The organism is Kitasatospora sp. NPDC040550 (genome assembly GCF_055594965.1).
This window is the reverse complement of sequence record NZ_JBVIWC010000010.1, coordinates 170,065-189,105: the sequence shown is the minus strand read 5'-3', so window position 1 is coordinate 189,105 and position 19,041 is coordinate 170,065. Positions and strand designations below refer to the sequence as shown.

Sequence of the window (19,041 nt, the reverse complement as noted above, 5' to 3'; positions counted from 1 at the left end):
GGGTCCTCACCGTTCGTCATCGTCGGGGGCGCCGGAGGCGGCGGCTTCGAGTTCGCTCAGCACCTGGTCCTCCACCAGGTCGGCCAGGTCGGCCACGGTGCGGGACACCAGCACGTCGCGGGGGGTGAGCGTGACGCCGAAGGCATCGTTGGCGCGGGAGGCGATCAGCAGGGCCCGCATGGAGTCGCCGCCGAGCAGGAAGAAGTCGTCGGTGACGCCGAGGGCGGTGCCCAGGGTCTCGGCCCAGATCCCGGCGAGCGCCTCCTCGGTGGGCGTGCGGGGGGCCACCCGCTCGGCAGGGCCGGGGTCGACCGGCCGGGGGGCGGGCAGTGCGGCCCGGTCGGTCTTGCCGCCGGGGGTGAGCGGGAAGCGGTCGAGGACGGCGAAGGCGGTGGGGACCATGTGGCCGGGCAGTGAGCGGGCGGCCAGCGCCCGCAGTTCGGCGCCGGTCGGCGGCTCGGCGCCGGGTGGAGCGAGCAGGTGGGCGACCAGTCGGGGCAGTCCGGGCTCGTCCTCGCGGACGCTCACCACCGCGTCCAGCACGGCGGGGTGGCGCGCCAGGACGGCCTCGACCTCGCCCGCCTCGATCCGGTGGCCGCGCAGCTTGAGCTGGTGGTCGGTGCGGCCCAGGTAGTGCAGTTCGCCCCGGTGGTCGCGGCGCACCAGGTCGCCGGTGCGGTACATCCGGCTGCCGGGCGGCCCGTACGGGTCGGCGGTGAACCGGGCGGCGGTCAGGCCGGGGCGGCCGAGGTAGCCGCGGGCCAACCCGGGCCCGCTCAGCCACAGTTCGCCCGGCGTACCGTCGGGCACCGGCCGCCGCCGGGCGTCCAGGACGCGGGCGCCGGTGCCGGGCAGCGGGCGGCCGATCGGCGGTGCGGCGCCGTCCGCCGTCAGCGGCGCGGACCAGGTGGCGACCACGGTGGCCTCGGTGGGCCCGTAGGAGTTGACCATCCGGTGGTGCGGGGCCCAGCGGGCGACCAGGTCGGGGCCGCAGGCCTCGGCACCGACGATCAGGGTCCTGAGCGCCGGCAGCGTCCCGGGGGTGTCGGCGGGCAGGGTGGCCAGGGCGGCGGGCGGCAGCAGGGTGTGGGTGATCCGCTCGGCGCGCAGCAGTTCGGCGAGCCGGTCGCCGAGCAGCGGTCCGGGGGCGGGCACCACCAGGCGGGCGCCGTGCGGCAGGGCCAGACAGAGTTCCAGCACGGAGGCGTCGAAGCTGGGGGTGGCGAAGGCCAGCACCCGGTCGCCGGGGGCGACCCGGTAGTGGGCGGCCTCGGCGGCGGCGAAGGCGGCGAGGCCGCGGTGAGTGAGCACGACGCCCTTGGGGGTGCCGGTGGAGCCGGAGGTGTAGATGACGTAGGCGGGGTCGTCCAGGTCGAGCGGGCGGGTCCGGTCGGGGTCGGTGGGGCGGTGGTCGGGGGCGCCGTCCGGTCCGGCGGCGAGCAGCGCGGCGGTCTCCTTGGCGTCCAGGGTGAGCGCGGGGGCCGCGTCGCGCAGCATCGACTCCACCCGCTCGTCCGGGTAGGCGGGGTCGACGGGGAGGAAGGCGGCGCCGGTCTTGGCGACGGCGAGTTCGGCGAGCAGCATGTCCGCCGAGCGCGGCAGCAGCAGGGCGACCAGGGTGCCGGGGCCGGCGCCGCGGGCGATCAGCCGGTGGGCCAGCCGGTTGGTGTGGGTCTCCAGTTCGGCGTAGGTCAGCTCGGTGCCGTCGGCGCTCAGGGCCACCGCGTCCGGCCACCGGTCGACGGCGGCCTCGACCAGGGCGGGCAGGGTGGCCGGGGCGACCGGGTCGAGGGCCGGGCGGGCCGGTCCCCGCAGCAGTCGCCGCCGTTCGCGGGGCGGCAGCAGGTCGAGCTCGTCCAGTCGGACGGTGCCGTCGCCGCCGGCCAGCGCGGTGAGGATGTGCAGCAGTTGGTCGGCCAGGCTCTCGGCGGTCGCGCGGTCGAGGTGGCGGGGGTCGTGGCCGAGTTCCACGGTGAGCCGCTCGCCCGGCGAGACGACCACGGTGAGCGGGTAGTTGGTGGCCTCCCGGGCGTCCAGGTCGCGGATCCGCAGCCCGTGGGCGCCGGCCGAGGCCGCGCTGACGGGGTAGTTCTCCAGTACCACCAGGCTGTCGAACAGCGGGGTGCCGGGCGGGAGTTCGCTCAGCGCCCGGATCTCGGCGAGTGGCAGGTGCTCGAACCGGCGGTCCTCGGCCCGCTCCTCCTGGAGGCCGCGCAGCCAGTCGGCGCACGGCCGGGTGCCGTCCACGGTGACCAGGGCGGGCAGGGTGGTGATGAACAGGCCGACGATGTCGTCCGCGCCGGCCAGCTCGGCGGGGCGCCCGGAGACGGTGGTGCCGAAGCACACCCGGGCGTCGCCGCTGCGGTGGGCGAGCAGCAGCGCCCAGGCGCCCTGCACCAGGGTGTTGAGGGTGAGCCGGTGGCGGCGGGCGAAGGCCTGGAGCCGCGCCGTGTCGGCCTCGGTCAGCCGGTGCCGGAGCCACTGCCCGGAGCGGGCGGTGGCGCCGGGGCCGGGCCTGTGGTGGTAGGGCAGGGCGGTGGGGGCGGTGAGGCCCGCCAGGGCGGCGCGCCAGTGCGCGGCGGCGGCGCTGGTGTCCCGGGCCGCGAGCCAGCTCACGTAGTCGGCGAAGGGGCGGCGTTCGGGCAGTTCCGGCGCCCGCCCGGCGAGGAGTGCGGCGTGCGCGGCCAGGACGTCGGCGAGCACGTGGAAGACGCTCCAGCCGTCCAGCAGCACGTGGTGGAAGGTCCACACCACCCGGATGCTGTCCGGCCCGAGCCGGACCAGGTCGAGCCGCAGCAGCGGGGCGCGGTCCAGCGCCATCGGGCGGGAGCGCCGGTCGGCGAGCAGCGCCTCCAGCCGCTGCGCGCGCTCCGCCCCGGGGTGCCCGCTCCAGTCGTGGTGGGCGACCGGGAGGGTGGCGTGCCGGTGCACCAGTTGCAGCGGGACGGGGACGTCGTGGAGGGCGACGGCGGTGCGCAGCACGGGCGTGCGGTCGACCACCTGCTGCCAGGCGGCGGCCAGCGGTTCCGGGTCGCGGGCGCCGTCCAGCACGAAGGTGAGCTGCTCGACGTAGAGGCCGTGCTCGGCCTCGTCCAGGCCGTGCAGCACCATGCCGGTCTGGGTGGGGGTGAGCGGCTGGATCCCGGTCACCTCCCGCCCGGTGCCGACCAGCCGGTCGACGGCGGCCTGGTCCAGCGGGGCGAGCGGGAAGTCGGACGGGGTGCGGCCGCCGGCGCCGGGTTCGGCGCAGTGGCGGACGATCTCCCGCAGTTCGTCGAGCAGTTCGGCGGCGAGCCGGTCGACGGTGGCCCGGTGGTGCCGTTCGCGGGAGTAGGACCAGGTGAACTCCAGCCGCCCGTCCACCACCCGGCCGAGCACGTCGAGCAGGTGGGGGCGCCGGGCGGTGCGGTCGAGCCCGCCGGTGAGCGCGCCGTACGGGGCGTGCAGCAGGCCGCCGGGGGCGGGCGTCCAGTCCTGTCGGCCCAGGTAGTTGAAGCCGAGCTGCGGCAGCCCGGCCAGGCCGGGGGCCCGGCGCAGGTGGCGCAGGGCGCCGTGGCCGAGGCCGCCGTGCGGGACGGCGCGCAGGTTCTCCTTGACGGCCTTGAGCGCGGTGCCGGTGTCGGCGGCGCGGGGGACGTCCAGGGTGACGGGGTACATCGTGGTGAACCAGCCGACGGTGCGGGAGAGGTCGACGCCGTTGAGGAGTTCCGCCCGGCCGTGGCCCTCCAGGGCGACGCTCACCCGATCGCGTCCGGTCCAGCGGGCCAGCACCCGGCCGAGGGCGCAGAGCAGTACGTCGTCGATCCGGGTGCGGTAGGCCCCGGGGACGTCCTGGAGCAGCCGCCCGGTCCGTTCGGCGTCCAGGGCGACGGTCAGCGACTCCTCGACGGCGGCGGTGTCGGCGCCGTCCAGGTCGGTCGGCAGGCAGTCCTCCGCGTCGCCCTCCGGGCGCTGCCAGTGGGCGAGTTCGCCGTCGAAGCCGCCGGCGGCGGTGTGTGCGGCGAGCCGTTCGGCCCAGGCGCGGAAGGAGGTGGTCTTGGGGCCGAGGTCGGGCCGCCGCCCGGCCCGCAGGGCGCGGTGGGCGGTGTCCAGGTCCTCCAGGATCAGCCGCCAGGACACCGCGTCCACCACCAGGTGGTGCGCGGCCAGCAGCAGCACGGGGTGCGGCTCGTCGGCGAGGTGGCAGAGGGCGGCCCGCAGCAGCGGTCCGGCGGCCAGGTCGAAGCCCTCGGCCAGCTCGTGGCGCAGCACCGCGAACTCCGCGGCGCCCGGCAGGTGGTGGGTGCGCAGCTCCGGGCCGGGCCCGGGCGCGCTGCCGTACTGCCGCCACCCACCGTCCGGCTGCCGCCGGTAGCGCAGCCGGAGCGCGTCGTGCTGCGCCAGGACGGCGGCCAGCGCCGCCCGGAGCAGCTGTTCGTCGGTGTCGGGGGCGAGCCGGAAGGCGAGCGACTGGGTGAGCCGGGCCGGGTCCCCGTCGAGGGTGTCGAACAGCCAGTGCTGGACGGGGGTGAGCGGGGCGTCGCCGCTGACCGGGCCCTGTTCGGCGGTGCCGGCCGGGCTCGGTGACTCCTCGGCGGCGCGGGCGAGTTCGGCCAGGGTCTGGTGGGCGAACAGGTGGCGGGGGGTCAGCGCGAGGCCGGCCCGGCGGGCGGCCGAGACGATCCGGATGCCGAGGATGGAGTCGCCGCCGAGGGCGAAGTAGTTGTCGTCGGCGCCGACTTCGGGCACGCCGAGGACCTCGGACCAGATCGCGGCGAGGGTGCGCTCGGTGGCGGTGCGGGGCGTCCGTGCGGCGGCGTCGGCCGGGGCGTGCCACCGCGGTACGGGCAGGGCGCGCCGGTCCAGCTTGCCGGTGGCGCCGAGCGGCAGCCGCTCCAGCGGCACCACCAGGGCGGGCACCAGGTGGTCGGGCAGGCTCCGCCCGAGGAAGTCCCGCCACTCGGCGGGGTCGGGCAGCCGGCCGTCGCGGGCGACGGCGTAGCCGACCAGCCGCCGGTGGCCGTCCTGTTCGACCACCCGGGCGGCGGCGGCCGCCACCTCCGGGTGGCGGGCCAACGCTGCTTCCAGCTCGCCGAGTTCGATCCGGAAGCCGCGCACCTTGACCTGGTCGTCGGCGCGGCCGAGGTAGCGCAGTCGGCCGTCGGCGCTCCAGCGCACCAGGTCGCCGGTGCGGTACATCCGGGCTCCGGCCGGGCCGAAGGGGTCGGGCAGGAAGCGGGCGGCGGTGAGGCCGGGGCGGCGCAGGTAGCCGCGCGCCACGCCGGTGCCGGCCAGGTACAGCTCCCCGGGGGCGCCGACCGGCACCGGGCGCAGCCGCCCGTCCAGGACGTAGGCCCGGGCGCCGCCGGCGGGGCGGCCGATCGGCGGGTCGCGGTCGGGGTCGGCGGGGTCGCAGACGGCGGCGGTGGCGTAGACGGTGGCCTCGGTGGGGCCGTAGACGTTGAGGATCCGGCAGCCGGGGACGGCCTCCCGGACCAGGCGCACGGTGCGGGCGGGCAGTGCCTCGCCGGCCAGCACCACGGTGTCGGCGGTGAGTTCGACGGCGTTCCCGGCCAGCAGTCCGCCGAGGGCGGAGGGCACCGCGCTGACCAGTCCGGCCCGCCGGGGCCCGGGGCCCTCGGCGAGGGCGAGCAGGTCCCGGACCAGCTCGACGCAGCCGCCGGCGAGCAGCGGCGAGAAGATCTCGAACACCGAGACGTCGAAGTTGAGCGAGGTGGCGGCCAGCACGTGGGCCAGGCCGCGGCCGGTGAACTCCCTGGCCGCCCAGTCGGTCAGGGCCAGCACGGAGGCCTGGGCGACCACCACGCCCTTGGGGCGGCCGGTGGAGCCGGAGGTGTGGATGACGTAGGCCGGGTGCCCGGGCAGCAGCGGGGCGGATCGTTCCTGCGCGTCCAGCGCCTCGGCGGGCGCGGCGGCGAGCCGGGCCGCGCAGTCCGGGTCGTCGAGCTCGATCCGGGCGAACCCGCCGTCGGGCAGGCGCCGCCCGGCTCCGAAGTCGGTGATCACGGCCTCGGGCCGGACGTCCTCGAACAGATAGGCGATCCGCTCCGCCGGGTACCCGGGGTCGACCGGGAGGTAGCCGGCGCCGCTCTTGAGCACCGCCAGCAGGGCCACCACCAGCTCGGTGGTGCGGGGCAGCGCGAGCGCGACGAAGCGCTCGGGCCCGGCCCCGGCCGCGATCAGCAGCCGGGCCAGCCGGTTGGAGCGCTCGTCCAGCTCCCGGTAGCTCAGCACGGTGCCACCGGAGCGGACGGCCGGGGCCTCGGGGGTGCGGGCGGCCTGCCGGGCGAAGGCCTCGGGCAGGGTACGGACGGCGTCGGTGCGCTCGGGCTCGGCGTGCTCGGGCTCGGCGTGCTCGGGCTCGGCGTGCTCGGGCTCGGCGTGCTCGGGCTCGGCGTGCTCGGGCGCCGCGCCGCCGAGGCGTCGGACCAGCTCGCGGGCCGAATCCGGTGCCAGCAACGGGAGTTTGGCGGCGGTCCGGTCGAGGCCGTCCGCCAGCCCGGCCAGCAGCGTGCGCAGGCTCTCCCCCAGGCCCTCGACGGTCGCGGTGTCGAAGGCGGCCGGGTCGTGGTCGAGGTCGATCACGACGGACTCGCCGGGGGCGACCACCACGCTGAGCGGGTAGCTGGTCGGCTCCTGGACGCTCTCGGTCTCCACCGCCAGGCCGTGCCTGCTCAGCGCACCGGCGTCGAAGGGGTAGTTCTCGAAGACCACGATGCTCTCGAACAGGGCCGTCCCGCCGGGCAGTTCGCTCCAGTTCTGGAGCTGCGCCAGCGACACGGAGTCGTACCGGCGGGCCTCCGACTGGGCGCCCTGCAGCTCGTGCAGCCACTCCCGCAGCGGGCGCCGCTCGTCGATCCGCGCCCGGGTCGGCAGCGCGTTGATGAACAGCCCCACCATCGTGGTGACGCCGGGCAGTTCGGCCGGCCGCCCGGAGACGATGGTGCCGAACACCACGTCCTCCCCGCCGCCGTAGCGGGAGAGCAGCAGCGCCCAGGCGCCCTGGAGCACGGTGTTGACGGTCAGCCCCGCCTGCCGGGCGGTGTCGCGCAGCCGGTCGGAGAGTTCGGCGCCGAGGCCGATCCGCACCTTGGCGGAGGAGCTGGCCCGGTGCGCCTCGGCGGGGCGCCGGTCCCGGGGCAGTTCGGTGGGCGCGGGGAAGCCGGCCAGGGTGTCGCGCCAGTACCGTTCGGCCCGGGCCCCGTCCTGGGCGGCGAGCCAGCGGAGGTGGTCAGCGAAGGGGGCGCGCTCCACGAGCTGCGGCGGACGGCCGGCGGTGAGCGCGGCGTAGCGCTCGCAGACCTCGTCGAAGACCTGGGCCGCGCTCCAGCCGTCGAGCAGCACGTGGTGGAAGGTCCACACCAGCCGCACCCGGTCGGCGGCCAGCCGGACCAGGGAGAGCCGCAGCAGCGGCCCGGCGGCCAGGTCGATCCCGGCCTCCCGGTCGGCGGCGAGCAGCTGGGCGGTGTCCCGGGAGACCTGCTCGGCGGGCCGGTCCGACCAGTCGTGGTGGGCGATCGGCAGGACCGCCCGCCGCCGCACCACCTGGACCGGCTCGGCGGTGTCCTGCCAGTGGAGCCGGGTGCGCAGCACCGGGTTGGCGTCCGCGGTCCGCTGCCAGGCCTCGGCGAGCGCCCCCGGGTCGGTGACCCCGGTGAGCACCAGCTGCACCTGGTTGACGTAGGTGCGCCCGGCCGGCTCCAGCAGGCTGTGGAACAGCATGCCCGCCTGCATCGGCGTCAGCGGGAGGACGTCGGCGACCTCGCGCCCGTCCCCGACGATCCGGTCCACCGCCGCCTGGTCCAGCCGGGCCAGCGGGAAGTCGGCGGGGGTGCGCCCGCCGGCGCCCGGGTCGGCGCAGTGCGCGAGGATCCCCTCCAGCGCGCGCAGCATCGCCTCGGCGAGGGCGGTGACGGTGTCCGCGCGGTACCGGCCGGCGCCGTAGTACCAGCCGATCTCCAGCTCCTCGCCCTCGACCCGGGCGACCACGTCCAGCAGGTGGGGCCGCTCGGTGCCGGCCGCTTCCGAACCGCCCAGGCCGCCGGGGACGGCGCGCACCAGGGCGGCGCCCTCGGCGGACCAGTCGAAGCGGCCCAGGTAGTTGAAGCTGATGCCGGGCGCCGGGGCGTCGGCGAGTCCGCCGTCGGGCGCGAGGTGGCGCAGCGCGCCGTAGCCGAGGCCGTGGTCCGGCACCGCGCGCAGCTGCTCCTTGACGGACTTGAGCGCGCCGCCCCAGTCCCCGCCCGGGGCGTCGGGGACGTCCAGGGCGACGGGGTGGAGCGAGGTGAACCAGCCGACCGTACGGGACAGGTCGACGCCCTCGAACAGGCCGTCCTCCCGGCCGTGGCCCTCCAGGCCGATCGCCACGGTGCGCCGCCCGGTCCAGTCGGCGAGCACCCGGCCGAGCGCGGTGAGCAGCACGTCGTCGATCCGGGTGCGGTAGACGGCGGGCACCTGGCGCAGCAGTCGGTCGGTGCGTGCGCGGTCCAGCCGGACGGTCACCGAGCGCAGCTCGGCGGCGGTGTCGGGGCCGTCGCCGTCCACCGGCAGCGGGGCGGCGCAGGCCCGGGCGGCCTCGGCCCAGTGGGCGCGCTGCCCGGCGAAGCCGCCGGCCTCGGTACGGGCGCGCAGCAGGCGGGTCCACTCCCGGACGGAGGTGGTGCGGGCGGGCAGCCGCAGCGGGCGGCCCTCGACGGCCTGCCGGTAGGCGGTCTCCAGGTCCTCCAGCAGCAGCCGCCAGGAGACGCCGTCGACCACCAGGTGGTGGACGGCCAGCAGCAGCCGGGCCGGGCCGGTGGTGCCGGGCAGGAACAGCCGGGCGGTGAGCAGCGGGCCGGTGTCCAGCCGGAAGCCGGTGTGGGCGGACGCGGTCACGGCCGCCTCGTCGTCCTGGTGGTGGACCGTCAGCAGCTCGGGGGCGGTGGCGTCGACGGGTTCGCAGTGCTGCTGCCAGCTGCCGTCCGGGCCGGGGGTGAAGCGGCAGCGCAGGGCGTCGTGGTGCGCCCGGAGGGCGGCCAGGGCGCGGCGCAGGGCGTCCTGGTCGACCGCGCCGGGCGTCTCCACCACCACGGACTGGTTGAAGTGGTGGGCCTCGGCCGGGGCGGCGTCGAGGAACCAGTGCTGGATGGGGGTCAGGCCGACCTCGCCGCTGACCGGTTCGGTGCCGACCACGGTCACGGCGGTGCCGGCGGCCGCGGCCAGGGCGGCGACGGTGGGGTGCCGGAAGAGGTCGCGCGGGGAGAGCGCGAGACCGGCGGTGCGGGCGCGGGAGACCACCTGGATGCTGAGGATGGAGTCGCCGCCGAGCAGGAAGAAGTCGTCGTCGAGGCCGACCCGCTCGACCCCGAGCAGTTCCGCCCAGATCCCGGCCAGGGCGCGTTCGGCGTCGGTGCGCGGGGCGCGGTGGGCGGGGCCGTCGGCGGTGGCGCGGTCGGGGGCGGGCAGCCGGCGGCGGTCGACCTTGCCGTTGGCGGTCAGCGGGAGTGCGGGCACCGTGACGAAGGCGGTGGGCAGCATGTAGTCGGGCAGCTCGGCGGCCAGGTGGGCGCGCAGGGCGGCGGCGGCGGGGGGTTCGGCGGCTCCGCCTCCTTCGGCGTGCTCCGCGTCGTCGGCGAGCACCAGGTGGGCGACCAGCCGCTTGCGCCCGCCGTCCTGGTGCAGGCCGACCACGGCCTCGGCGACGGCCGGGTGGGCGGTCAGCCGGGCCTCGATCTCGGCGGGTTCGATCCGGAACCCGCGGATCTTGATCTGGTCGTCGGCGCGGCCGACGAACTCCAGGTCGCCGTCCTCGCTCCAGCGGACGGTGTCCCCGGTGCGGTACATCCGGCCGCCGGGCGGCCCGTACGGGTCGGCGAGGTAGCGGGCGGCGGTCTCCCCCGGCCGCCCGGGGTAGCCCCGGGCGAGGCCCGCCCCGGCCAGGTACAACTCACCCGTGGTGCCCGGGGGTTGCGGCTGGAGGGCGCCGTCCAGGACGTACGCCCGGGTGTTGTCCAGCGGGCGGCCGATCGGCAGTACGGCGGGCAGCGGGTCCCCGGCGCGGAAGGCCCGGCGGGTGGCGAAGGTGGTGGTCTCGGTCGGGCCGTAGACGTCGACCACGGTGAGCCCGGGGCAGGCCTCCAGCACCCGGCGCACCACCGCGCCCGGCACCGCCTCGCCGCCGGTCCACACCTCGCGGGCGCCGCGCAGGCAGCCCGGGTCCTCCTGGGCGAGCACCCGGAACAGCCCGATGGTCAGGAACAGGCAGCGCACGCCCTGCTCGGTGACGGCGCGCCGGACCACGGCGGCGTCCACGTCCCCGGGCGGGGCCAGTACGGCGGTGCCGCCGCGCAGCAGCGGCACCCAGAGCTCGTAGGTGGCGGCGTCGAAGGCGTGCGGGGAGTGCACCAGCACCCGGTCGTGCCCGGCGAAGGCGCCGTCCAGGGCGAGCGCGGCGACGTCCCGGCGGCGCACCGCGACGCCCTTGGGGGTGCCGGTGGAGCCGGAGGTGAACATCAGGTACTGGAGGTGGTCGGGGTGGACGGGCGCCGGCTCGACGCGCTCCGGCTCCGGACCGGCGGGGCCGCCGTCGACCAGCAGCACCCGTTCTGCCGGGCGCAGTTCGGCGGCCGGGCCGGCCCAGTCGGCGTCGGTGAGCAGCAGGTCGGCACCGGCCGCGGTGAGCATCCCGTGCAGCCGCTCGCGCGGGGCCCGGCCGTCCAGCGGGACGTACACCCCACCGGTGCGGACCAGGGCCAGCTGGGCGACGACCAGGGCGACGGAACGATTCATCAGGACCCCGACCGGGCGCTCCGGGCCGACCCCGAGCGCCGTCAGCCGGGCGGCCAACGCGGCCGCGCGGGAGTCGAGTTCGCGGTAGCTCAGGCGTTCCTCGCCCGCCTCCAGGGCGACCGCCCCAGGCACCCGCCGCACCTGCTCGGCGAACAGCTCGGCGACGTCCCGCTCCGGCCGTTCGACCGCGGTGTCGTTCCAGTCGACCAGGACCTTCCGGCGCTCCCCGGCGGACAGCAGCGGGATCCGCGCCGGGGGGCGGTCGGCGCCCTCGGGCAGCGCGGTCAGCAGGGCGGTGAGCTGCCGGGCGGTGCGCCGGATCGTCCCGGCGTCGAACAATCGCGGGTCGTAGCACAGCCGCAGGGACAGCTCCGGCCCCGGGTGGGCCAGCAGGGCGAGCGGGTAGTTGGTGGTCTCGATCCCGTCCAGCTCGCGCAGCCGCAGGCCGTGGGCGGCCGCCGCGCCGTCGTCGACCGGGTAGTTCTCGAAGACCACGATGCTGTCGAACAGGGCGGCCTGCTCGGGGAGTTCGGTGGCCGCCCGGAGCCGGGTGAGCGGCAGGAAGCCGTGTCGGCGGTCCTCGCTCTGGTCGCGCTGGAGCTCGCGCAGCCAGTCCAGCAGGGTGCCGTCGGCGGGCACCGCGGTGCGGGTGGGCAGGGTGGTGATGAACAGCCCGGTCATCGACTCCACCCCGGGCAGCTCGGGCGGGCGGCCGGAGGAGGTGGTGCCGAACAGCACCTCGCCGCGGTTCGCGCCACGGTTCGCGCCGCGGTCGAGCAGGATCGCCCAGGCGCCCTGGACCAGGGTGTTCAGGGTCAGGCCGGCGCCCCGGGCCAGCTCCTCCAGGCCCCGGGTCGCGGCGGCGGACAGGGCGAACGGCAGGGCCCGGCTGGACTCGGCGCGGTGGCTGCCGCGCGGCTCGCGGTCGTAGGGCAGCGGGGTCGGCTCGCCGACCCCGGCCAGTCGGGTGCGCCAGTGCCGCTCCGCCTCGGCGGTGTCGCGCCCGGCCAGCCAGGCGAGGTAGTCGCGGTAGGGGCGGCGGTCGGGGACGGTGCCGGCCGGGACGGTGCCGGGGGGTACGGTGCCGGGCGGGACGTCCCCCTCCGGGCCGGTCCGGGCCGGGGCGACATGGGCCAGCGCGGCGTGGGCCAGGGCGGCGTGGGCGGCGAAGACGTCCGTGAGCACCTGGAACAGGCTCCAGCCGTCCAGCACCAGGTGGTGGAAGGTCCACAGCACCCGCACCCGGTCCTCACCGAGCCGGATCAGCGCCAGCCGTTGGAGCGGGGCCCGGTCGAGGTCGAGGCCGCGGGCCCGGTCGCGGTCCAGCAGTTCGGCCAGCCGGGCGGCGCGCTCCGGCTCGGGGACCTCCCGCCAGTCCAGCTCGGTGACCGGCAGCTCCGCCCGGCGGTGCACCACCAGCAGCGGCTCGGGGACGTCCTGCCAGCGGACCCCGGCGCGCAGCACCTCGGTGCGGTCCGAGACCCACTGCCAGGCCGCGGCCAGCCGGCCGGGGTCGGGCACGCCCTCCAGGACGAAGTCCAGCTGCTGGAAGTAGGCGCCGCCGCCGTCGTCCGCGAGGTCGTGGAAGAGCATGCCGGCCTGGGTGGGCGTCAGCGGGAGGACGTCCGCGACCGCGCCCGGGTCGTCGCCGGTGATCCGGTCCACGGCCGTCTGGTCGAGCCGGGCCAGCGGGAAGTCGGACGGGGTCCGCCCGGCGGTGCCGGGGCGGGCCGCGAAGCGGGCGAGGTCGGCGAGTTCCTCGGCGTAGCGCCGGGCGAGCGCCTCGACGGTGGCCCGGCGGTGCCGGGGCTCGGCGTAGTGGAAGGTGAACTCCAGCGCTTCGTCGATGAGTTGGCCGACGACCTCCAGGGGGTGCGGGCGTTCGACCCCCGGGTCGGCGTCCAGCTCCAGCGGGCGGAAGGTGCCGCGCAGCAGCCCGGCCGGGTCGCCCGCACGCCCGTCGCCACCCGAAACGTCCATCCGGCCCAGGTAGTTGAAGCTGATCCGGGCGGCGGGTGCGGTCGGCGCCGTGCCGGGGCGGCCCAGGTGGCGCAGGGCGTCGAAGCCGAGCCCGCGCCGGGGGACGGCCCGCAGCTGCTCCTTGACCCGCTTGAGCACGGCGTCCCAGTCGGCACCGGCCGGCACGGCCAGCGCGACCGGGTGCCGGGTGGTGAACCAGCCGACGGTACGGCCGAGTTCGAGCTCCTCGAAGAGCTCCTCGCGCCCGTGCCCCTCCACGTCCACCAGCACCTGCGCCGGCCCGCCCGCCCCGCACAGCGCCCGCCCGAGGGCGGCCAGCAGCACGTCGTTGGCCTGGGTGCGGTAGGTCTCGGGCAGGGTGCGCAGCAGGGCGGCCGTGGCGGCGGGGTCGAGCCGTACGGTCACCGAGCGGGCCGAGGCGTAGTCGTCGGGGGCCGTCCGGTCCTCGGCCGGGAACGGCTCGGGGACCTGGCCGGGCGCGGACGGCGAGGGGAGGGCGCCCGCCCAGTACTCCGCCTCGTCCTCGAAGCCGCCGGCGGCCGCGAACCCGGCCAGCCGCTCGGCCCACTGCCGCAGCGGGGTGGACTTCGGCGGCAGCGCGGCCGCGCCGTCCCGGCCCGTACGGCGGGCCCGGTAGGCGGTGTCGAGGTCCTCCAGCAGCACCCGCCAGGACACCCCGTCGACCACCAGGTGGTGGACGGCGAGGTGCAGCACGGGCGGCCGCCCGGCACCCCGGTCGTGCAGCACGGCGCGCAGCAGCGGGCCGTGCTGGGCACGGTGCAGCGCGAAGGGGCCGAAGTGGGGGGTGTCGCCGTCCGGCCCGGTGTGCCGGCCGAGCCGGAGCCGGGGCGTGTGCTCCTCGACCCGCCAGTACGGGGCTGCCGCCCCACCGGTCGTCACGAACGTGGAGCGCAGGGCGTCGTGGTGCGCGACCAGGTCGTTCAGCGCCTCCTCCAGCGCCGCCGGATCCACCTGCGCGGGCAGCAGCAGGGACAGCGCCTGGTTGAAGTGCCCGGCCCGTCCGGCGGACCGTTCCAGCCACCAGCGCTGGATCGGGGTCGGCACCGCCGCCCCGGTGACGGCCACCGCGGCGACGGCGGCGGGCCGTTCGGCCGCGTCCGCGCAGCGGGCCAGCGCGGCGACGGTCTGGTGCCGGTAGAGGTCCCGGGAGGTCAGCGGCAGACCCTCCTGCCGGGCCCGGGCCACCACCTGGATGCCGAGGATGGAGTCGCCGCCGAGGTCGAAGAAGTTGTCGTCCGCGCCGACCCGCTCCAGCCGCAGCACGTCCGTCCAGATGGCGGCGAGCGCCTGCTCGGAGGGGGTGCGGGGGGCGACGTGGCGGACGGTCCGGGCGAGCGGGCCCGGGTCGGGCAGCCGGCCGCGGTCGAGCTTCCCGTTCGGGTTGAGCGGCAGCGCGGGCAGCAGGACGACGGTCGCGGGCACCAGGTGGTCCGGCAGCGTCAGGGCGAGCGCGCGCCGCACCGCCTCGGGCTCCACCCCGCCTGCCGGGCCCGGCACCACATAGCCGACCAGCCGCCGGTGGCCGCCGCTCTCGGCGACCGCGGCGGCCGCCTCGACCACGCCGGGGCAGCGCCGCAGCGCCTCCTCCACCTCGCCCAGTTCGATCCGGAAGCCGCGGACCTTGACCTGCTGGTCGATCCGGCCGAGGTACTCGAGGGCCCCGTCGGCGTTCCAGCGCACCAGGTCGCCGGTGCGGTACATCCGCGCCCCGGGCGCGCCGTACGGGTCGGCCACGAAGCGGGCCGCGGTCAGCCCGCTGCGCCCCAGGTAGCCACGGGCCAGGCCGCCCCCGCCGAGGTACAACTCGCCGACCACCCCCGGGGGTTGCGGGCGCAGACCGGCGTCCAGGACGTACGCCCTGGTCAGTCCCAGCGGGCGGCCGATCGGCGGGGCCCGGTCCGGCAGCCGGTCCCCGGCGAACCAGGCGGTGGCGTAGACGGTGGCCTCGGTGGGGCCGTAGAGGTTGGCGACGGCGCTGCCGGGCAGGGCCCGCCGCAGGTCGCGCACCGCCCGGGCGGAGAGCGCCTCACCGGCGAGCACCACGGTGTCCGGGGTGACCGGGGCGGCGCCTCCGGCGATCAGCCGGGCGACCGCCGAGGGCACGCCGCTGAGCAGGCCGACCGGCCGCGGGCCGGCACTTCCGGCCCCGGCTCCGGCTCCGGCTCCGGCTCGGGCCTCCGCGAGGACCGTGAGGTCGGCGACCACCTCGACGGATCCGCCCACCAACAGCGGGCAGAGCAGTTCGAAGACCGAGACGTCGAAGTTGAGCGAGGTGGCGGCGAGGACGTGCGCCAGCCCGTCGGCCCCGAACCGCTCCGCCGCCCAGTCCGCGAGGGCGGCGACGCTGCGGTGGGTGACCACGACGCCCTTGGGGCGGCCGGTCGACCCGGAGGTGTGGATGACGTACGCGGGGTGGTCCGGCAGCAGCGGGCCGAGCCGGTCGGCGTCCGTCAGGTCGCTGTCCGCCCCGGAGGCGCCGGAGACGCCGCCGTCGGAGCTGTCGGCCCCGGGGGCCTCGGCCCCGAACGCGGCGGTGCCGTCCTCCAGCAGCAGGACCGGGCACCCCGCGGGCAGCGCGGCCGCCGTCTCCCGGGTGGCGAGGACCAGCGCGGGCCCGGCGTCCGCCAGCAGCAGCCGGATCCGCTCGGCCGGGTACGCCGGGTCCACCGGCAGGTACGCCGCACCGGATTTCAGCACCGCCCACACCGCCACCGGCAGGTCGGCCGAGCGCGGCAGGCAGAGCGCGACCAGCCGTTCCGGGCCCGCGCCCCGGGAGACCAGCAGCCGGGCGAGCCGGTTGGCGCGCCGGTTCACCGCCGCGTAGTCCAGCCGGACCGGTCCGTGCACCACGGCGGTCCGCCCGGGGGCCTCGGCGGCCCGCGCCTCGAACAGGGCGGGCAGCACGGTGCCCGGCGACCCGGCCCGGTCGGTGGCCGGCGGGTTCCAGGAGTCGAGCAGGGTGCGCTGCTCCTCCTCGGAGAGCATGGGCAGTTCGTCGAGGGCGCGCTGCGGGCCGTCCGCCATGCCGGCCAGCAGGCGGTGCAGGTGCCGGCTCATCCGGGCCACCGTGCGCCCGTCGTACAGGTCGGTGCTGTACTCGACGGTCAGCGTGCAGCCGCCGGCCCCGTCGGGGGTGAACTCCAGCACCAGGTCGAACCGGGCGGCCGGGCGGGGCAGCGGGTGGTCGGCGAAGCGCAGGCCGGCGGCGGTGGTCGGGGCGGTGGGGCTCTGCTGGACGACCAGCACCTGCACCAGCGGGGTCCGGCTCGGGTCCCGGGGCGGGGCGAGTTCCTCGACCACCCGGTCGAACGGCGCGGCGGCGTGCGCGAAGGCGTCCAGCAGCACGGCGCGCAGGTGCTCCACGTACCGGTCGACGGTGGCCTTGCCGTCCACGTCGGCGCGCAGCACCACGGTGTTGACGAAGAAACCGGTGACCTCCTCCAGCTCCCGCCGGTCGCGCCCGGTGGTGACGGTGCCGAAGGCGACGTCCCGCTGGCCGGAGTAGCGCGAGAACAGCAGCGCGGACGCCCCGGCGAACAGGGTGAACACGGTGGTGCCGCGGCCGGTCGCGAGGTTCCGCAGCCGGGCCACCAGGTCGGCCGGGAGGTGGTGGCGGTGCGCCGCCCCGGCGGTGCCGCGCAGCGCGGGCCGGGGCCGGTCGGTGGGCAGTTGGAGCGGCTGGAGGTCCGCCAGGCAGCGCTTCCAGTGGGCGAGGTCGGCGGCCGGGTCCGCGCCCCGGCCGTGCTGCTCCCAGTGCGCGAAGTCGGGGTACTGGAGGGCGGGTTCGGGCAGCCCGTCCGGCTCACCGGTGGTCTCGGCCCGGTAGAGCGCGGCGAGGTCGCGGGTGAGCACGCCGACCGACCGGCCGTCGGTGACGATGTGGTGCTGGCCGAGCAGCAGCAGGTGGTCCTCGGCGGCGAGCCGGACCAGCAGCGCCCGGGTGAGCGGGCCCTGCGCCAGGTCGTACGGGCGGCCGAGCTCCTCGGTCAGCAGCCGCTCGGCGGCCGCCGTGCGCTCCTCGGCGGGCAGCGCGGCCAGGTCGGCGGTGCGCAGCGGCAGTTCGGCGTCCCCGGCGATGTGCTGGACGAGCCGGCCGTCGAGGGTGGCGAAGGTGGTGCGCAGCGCGTCGTGGCGCCCGGCCAGCCGGTGCAGGGCGCGGCGCAGCGCCTGGACGTCGGGGGCCCCGCGCAGCCGCAGGGCCGCGCCGGTGTTGTACTCGGTGCCGCCGGCGTCGAGGTCGTTCAGGAACCAGAGCCGGCGCTGGGCGCTGGAGGCGGGCAGCGGACCGCCGCGCGGGGCGGGCGGGATCGGCTCCGGCGCAGCGTCCCCCGGCCGGTCGTCCAGCAGGGGCGCCAGGGCGGCGACGGTGCGGGCGGTGAAGACGTCCCGGAGGGTGAGCCGGGCGCCGAGCCGCTCGGCGATCCGGGCCAGGGTGCGGGCGGCGAGGATCGAGTCGCCGCCCAGCTCGAAGAAGTCGTCGCCGACGCCGACCGTGTCGAGGCCGAGGGCGTCGGCCCAGATGGCGGCGAGGGCGCGTTCCCGGCCGGTGCGCGGGGCGAGCGGTTCGGCGGAGTCGGGGCGGGCGGGGGCGGGCAGGGCGCGCTGGTCGACCTTGAGCTGCGGGGTGAGCGGCAGGGCGGGCAGGACGACGACGGCGGAGGGCACCAGGTGGGCCGGCAGGGCGGCGGCCAGGGCGGCCCGCAGGCCGGCCGGGTCGGGGGCGTGCCGCGGGTCGGCGGGGGTGGCGTAGCCGACCAGCCGGGCGCGGCCCGGTTCGTCCTCCCGGACCACCACGACGGCCTGGTCGACGGCCGGGTGGGCGCGCAGCGCGGCCTCGATCTCGCCCGGTTCGATCCGGAAGCCGCGGATCTTCACCTGCCGGTCGAGCCTGCCGAGGAACTCCAGCCGGCCGTCGGCGGTCCACCGGGCGCGGTCGCCGGTGCGGTAGAGCCGGGCGCCGGGCGGCCCGAAGGGGTCGGGCAGAAAGCGGGCGGCGGTCAGGCCGGGGCGGCCCAGGTAGCCGCGGGCCACGCCCTCGCCACCGACGTACAGTTCCCCGTCGGTGCCGGCCGGCCGGGGGCGCATCCGCTCGTCGAGCACGTACGCCCGGGTGTGCGGCAGGGCCGCGCCGATGGTCGGGGTGCCGCTGCCGGCGGCGAGCGGGCCGGTCCAGGTGGCGACGATGGTGGCCTCGGTCGGGCCGTAGGAGTTGATCATGCGGCGGCCGGGCGCCCAGCGGTCGACCAGCTCGGCGGGGCAGGCCTCGGCGCCGACGATCAGGGTGCGCAGGTGGCGGCCGGCCCCGGCGGGCACGGTGGCCAGCGCGGCGGGCGGGATGAGCGCGTGGGTGATCCGGTGCCCGTCCAGCACCGCGGCGAGCTCCGCGCCCAGCCAGGGGCCGTCCGGCGGGACGACCAGGGTGGCACCGGCCAGGACGGAGATGAACAGCTCCAGCACGGAGGCGTCGAAGCTGGGCGAGGAGAACTGCAGCACCCGGTCGCCGGGGCGCACGGCGTAGCGCTCGACGGCCGCGGCGGTGAACCCGGCGATGCCCCGGTGGGTGACCACCACGCCCTTGGGGGTCCCGGTGGAGCCCGAGGTGTAGATGACGTACGCCGCGTGGTCGGTGCCGGACCCGGCGGCTTCCGGCGCCACGCCCGCCTCGGCTTCTGCGTCCGCTCCAGCTTCGGATTCGGCTTCCGCTCCGCCTTCCGCTCCGGCTTCCGCTTCCGCTTCCGCTTCCGCTTCCGCTTCCGCTTCCAGCGCCGCGGCGACCCAGTCCGGGTCGGCCAGCACCACTGCGGGCGCGGCGTCGGCGAGCATCAGCGCCCGCCGCTCGGCCGGGTAGTCCGGGTCCACCGGCAGGAAGGCGGCGCCGGACCGGGCCACGGCCAGCTCGGCGGCGACCAGTTCCATCGAGCGCGGCAGGACCAGCGCCACCGTGCGGTCCGTGCCCGCGCCGCGCCGTCTCAGCGCACCGGCCAGCCGGTCGACCCGGTCGGCCAGCTCCCGGTAGCTCCAGGTGCGGGAGCCGTCGGTCAGCGCCGGCGCGTGCGGCGCCTCGGCCACCCGGGCGGCGAACAGCCCGTCCAGGGTGCGGACCGCCGGGCAGGGGTCGGCGGCGCCGTCCGGCGCCCCGGCGGTGTCGCGGGCCGGCGGCGGGGCGGACGGACGCACGGGCTGGGCGGGCCACTCGGCCATGGCGGGGGTCCTTCCGGACGGGGAGGAGTCGACGCGGGCACCCGGGCGGGGACCGGCCCTCGGTGCGGCGGG

1 protein-coding gene is annotated in these 19,041 nt (G+C 77.6%); it reads right to left on the bottom strand.

The window, feature by feature from the left end:
• Positions 1 to 6 precede the first annotated feature (6 nt).
• Positions 7 to 18,969 (bottom strand): non-ribosomal peptide synthetase, encoded by an 18,963-nt coding sequence (locus ACZ58X_RS17475; protein ID WP_470334506.1) that lies wholly within the window; start codon positions 18,967 to 18,969, stop codon positions 7 to 9.
• Positions 18,970 to 19,041 lie beyond the last annotated feature (72 nt).